Consider the following 4,060-nt stretch of genomic DNA (forward strand, 5'->3'; position numbering starts at 1 on the left):
GTAGACCAGGCGGCCGTCGGCGTCGGGCGCGCCGACGAGCAGCGCCCCCACGCGGTCGCGCGTGCCCTCCTGCGGGCGCCAGCCGCCGACGACGACGGTCCGCGCGGCCCGGTGGGCGGCCTTCACCCAGGCCGGGCTGCGCTCGCCGGGGCGGTAGGGGGAGTCCCAGCGCTTGGCGACACCGCCCTCGAGGCCCTGCGCGCGGGTGGCGGCGAGCACGTCGGCGCCGTGGTCGAAGACGGGGGAGAGGTGCAGCGCCGCCCCGCCGACGTCGAGGCCCTCCCAGCGCGCGGCCAGCGGCTCGAGGACGGCGCGGCGCGCGCGCAGGGGCTCGGCCAGGAGGTCGCGGCCGTCGGCGCGCAGGAGGTCGAAGACGACGTAGACGACGGGGGTGGAGCGCGCGGCCGCCGCCGCCCGCGCGCCCGAGAGGCCGAGCCGGGGCGCGAGGACGCCGAAGGACGGTCGCCCGGCGGCGTCGAGGGCCACGACCTCGCCGTCGAGCAGCAGGTCCTCGCCCGCGGCGGCGAGCCCCGCCAGGTCGGGGAAGGCGCCCGTGACGTCGCGCTCGGTGCGGCTCGCGAGGCGCGTCCGGCCGCCCGCGGTGGACGCGAGCAGGCGCATGCCGTCCCACTTCACCTCGTACGCCCACGTGCGCCCGTCCTCGGGGAGCGCACCCGGCGTGCGCGCGGGGGTGGCGAGCATGGGGCGCACCGGACGATCATGGCCGCCACGGCGGACGAGCGCCGGGCGAGCCGCCCGGCGCCGGCTCCCCGCCGGGGAGGGGGTGCGCCGTGAGGGCCATCTGGAAGGGCGCCGTGTCCTTCGGGCTCGTCTCGGTGCCCGTGAAGGTCTACGCCGCCACCGGCACGAACGACGTCCGCTTCCACCAGGTGCACGAGGCCGACGGCGGGCGCATCCGCTACAAGCGCGTCTGCAGCGTCGACGGCGAGGAGGTCTCCTACCCCGAGATCGCCAAGGCGTACGAGACGGCGGACGGCGAGCAGGTGGTCCTCACCGACGAGGACCTCGACCAGCTGCCCCTGTCGACGAGCCGCGAGATCGACGTCGTCGAGTTCGTGCCGTCGGAGCAGGTGGACCCGGTCCTGTTCAACAAGGCGTACTACCTCGAGCCCGAGCGGACGGCCCTCAAGCCCTACACGCTGCTGCGCGAGGCCCTGCGGGCCACCGACCGCGTGGCCGTCGTCAAGGTGGCGCTGCGGCAGCGGGAGTCGCTCGCGATCCTGCGGGTGCGCGACGACGTCATCAGCCTGCAGACGCTGCTGTGGCCCGACGAGGTGCGCGAGGCGTCCTTCGACGTCCTGTCCTCCGAGGTCGAGCTGCGCCCGCAGGAGACGACCATGGCGGCCTCGCTCGTGGAGTCCCTGGCCGGCGACTTCGACCCCGACGCGTTCTCCGACGGCTACGCGGCGGCCGTCACCGAGCTCGTCGAGGCCAAGATCAGCGCCGGCGAGGTGCGGCGCCCGCCCGCGGAGGGCGAGGAGGAGTCCGGCGAGGGCGCGCAGGTGGTCGACCTGCTCTCGGCGCTGCAGCGCAGCGTCGACCGGGCCCGGCGCGACCGCGGCGAGGAGCCCGCCGAGGAGGCGCCCGCACCGGCGCCGCGGCGCTCGCGCCGTCGCACGCCGCCCGCGGAGGAGCCGGCGGAGGACGCCGGGGACGACGCCGCGCAGGAGGCCCCGGCGCCGCGACGGCGTCGGACGGCCTCGTCCGCGGAGGGCACGTCGTCGAAGGGGGCGGCCTCCAAGGGGACGGCCGCGAAGGAGACGGCTTCGAAGGGGACGGCGAAGGACTCGACGTCCGGGGGCGCGAAGGGGCGGTCCCCCGCGAAGGGGACGGCCTCGAAGGGCACGGCGTCGAAGGGCACGGCGTCGAAGGGCACAGCGGCGAAGAGCCAGGAGGAGGAGGCCGCCCCCGCGCGGCGGACGCGCAAGAAGTCCGCCTGAGGGCCTCGGCGGCTAGGCGGGCGGCGTCGGTCCCGCCGCGAGCCAGCGGCGGACCGTCGCGGGGACGCCCGGCGCGACCTCGTGGCCGACCCCCGGCAGCACGCGGACGTCGAGGTCCGCGGCCGGTGCGAGGGCGGGGAGGTCGGCGAGGGCCGGGAAGCCCGTGAAGAGGAAGGGCACGAGGTCCACGCCGTCGACGGGCACGGCGTCGTCCTCCGCCCCCGCGAGGTGCAGGGCCGTGAAGGCGCCCGGGCACGCCGGGACCGCGACGGTCCCGTTGACGACGGCGACGGCGTCGACGTCCTCGGGGCGCTCGCACGCCAGGCGGTAGGCGAGCATCCCGCCGTTGGAGTAGCCGACGACGTACGCGCGCTCCGCGCCGCGCGCCCGCAGGTCCGCGAGGAGTCGCGAGAGGTAGCCGACGTCGTCGACGTCCGAGCGGGCGGCCGACCCGCAGCAGCTGCCCGCCGCCCAGCTGGGGCGCTCCCCGAGGCCGGTCGGGAGGACGACGACGGCGCCGAGGTCGCGGGCCAGCGCGGCCGCCTCGAGGCGCTCCGCGGCCTGGGCCGCGCTGCTCGTGTAGCCGTGCAGCACGAGGACGGCCGTCCCCGCGACGGCGCGCGGCAGCTCTGCGGCCCGGACGACGTCGTCGCCCTCGGCCCGCAGGACGAGGAGCGGGCGCTCGGCGTCGGGCACGGCCTCGACGACGGGGTCGGGCACGAGCGCCGGACGGTCGGTGCCGGCGGCGGCGCCCTCCCGCAGGTCGCCGCCGAGGGCGCCCGGGAGCTGCAGCAGGCCGGTCGTCGGCAGGGCGACGAGGGCCAGCGCGACCGCCACGGCCCCCGCGAGCAGCCGGGGGCGCGCGAGCGCGGGACCCCCGGGCGTGCGCGGGGTCCGGGGTGGGCGGGGCACCCGGGCATCCTGCGCGAGCGCACGACGGAGCGGGAGGGCTCCCGCCCGATCGTGACCCGTCCGTGAGCGGCGCGGCAGGCTCGAGGGGCGCCGTCGGGGCCCTGTGGCAGGGTTCCGGCGTGGCCACCTCGGAGGACGCCGCCCCCGCCCTGCGGCCCCTGCACGCCCGCACCGTCGCCCTCGGTGACGCCCTGCACCGCCGCGCCAGCCGGCGAGCCCTCGAGCAGGGCTGGCAGCCGTCCATCAGCGTCTACGCCGGGTACGGCTCGCCGCGGCGCGTGCGCGTCCTCGGGCGCCTGCTGCTCACCGCGCCGGACGGCCGGGGCCCGAGCGAGCGTCCCGAGGTGGTCCGGGGGTGGCGGAGCTTCCTCACCGTCCCCGTGCGCGACGCCCCCGTCGTCGTCGAGGTGGCCGGGCAGCGCCACGAGGTCCTCACCGACCGGGGCGGCTTCGTGGACGTCAGCCTCCCGGCCGACCTCGAGGCCGGGTGGCAGGAGGTCGTCCTCCACGCCGACGGCGCCGAGCCCGTCGCGGCCCCGGTGCGGATCATCGGCGACGACGTCGAGATCGGCCTCGTCAGCGACATCGACGACACGGTCATGGTGACGGCGCTGCCGCGCCCCTTCCTCGCGGCGTGGAACACCTTCGTCCTCGACGAGCACGCCCGTAACCCGGTCCCGGGCATGGCGGTCCTCTACGAGCGGATCACCCGCGCCCACGCCGACGTCCCCGTCGTGTACCTCTCGACCGGCGCCTGGAACGTCGCGCAGACGCTCACGCGCTTCCTGCACCGCCACCTGTACCCGCGCGGGCCGCTGCTGCTCACCGACTGGGGCCCGACGCCGGACCGGTGGTTCCGCAGCGGGCGCCTGCACAAGGAGCGGAGCCTGCGCCGGCTCGCCGACGAGTTCCCGCACGTGCGCTGGCTGCTCGTCGGCGACGACGGCCAGCACGACGAGGCGATCTACGCCGACTTCGCCCGGGAGCGGCCCGCGAGCGTCGCGGCCGTGGCGATCCGGCACCTCTCGCCCACGGAGTCGGTGCTCGCGCAGGGCCTCCCGGCGCCGCAGGGGGCGCCCGCGCGCGAGGACTCCGACCACGCGTGGGTCTCCGCGCCGGACGGCGCGGGCCTCGCCCGGCTGCTGCGCGGCACCGGCGTCCTCTGAGGGGTCGCCGCGGCGCGCGGC

4 protein-coding genes are annotated in these 4,060 nt (G+C 78.0%); 2 read left to right on the top strand and 2 right to left on the bottom strand.

Annotation, left to right across the window (positions count from 1 at the left end):
* Positions 1-702: ATP-dependent DNA ligase (locus tag HLB09_RS13975; protein WP_171203954.1), on the bottom strand; the 702-nt coding region annotated here is incomplete at its 3' end.
* An 89-nt stretch (positions 703-791) separates the two neighbouring features.
* Between HLB09_RS13975 and ku the strand changes: the two genes are divergently transcribed.
* Entirely contained in the window at positions 792-1,961 is a 1,170-nt protein-coding gene (gene ku, locus HLB09_RS13980) for a non-homologous end joining protein Ku (RefSeq protein WP_171203955.1), read from the top strand.
* 12 nt (positions 1,962-1,973) lie between these two features.
* On the opposite strand, the gene HLB09_RS20105 is transcribed toward ku, so the two are convergent.
* On the bottom strand, positions 1,974-2,873 hold the full coding sequence (locus HLB09_RS20105) for an alpha/beta fold hydrolase (protein WP_171203956.1): 900 nt from the start codon (positions 2,871-2,873) through the stop codon (positions 1,974-1,976).
* 62 nt (positions 2,874-2,935) lie between these two features.
* Between HLB09_RS20105 and HLB09_RS20110 the strand changes: the two genes are divergently transcribed.
* Positions 2,936-4,039 (top strand): App1 family protein, encoded by a 1,104-nt coding sequence (locus HLB09_RS20110; RefSeq protein WP_171203957.1) that lies wholly within the window; start codon positions 2,936-2,938, stop codon positions 4,037-4,039.
* Positions 4,040-4,060 lie beyond the last annotated feature (21 nt).

Origin of the sequence: Pseudokineococcus marinus (assembly GCF_013004605.1) — a bacterium.
Taxonomy (GTDB): domain Bacteria; phylum Actinomycetota; class Actinomycetes; order Actinomycetales; family Quadrisphaeraceae; genus Pseudokineococcus; species Pseudokineococcus marinus.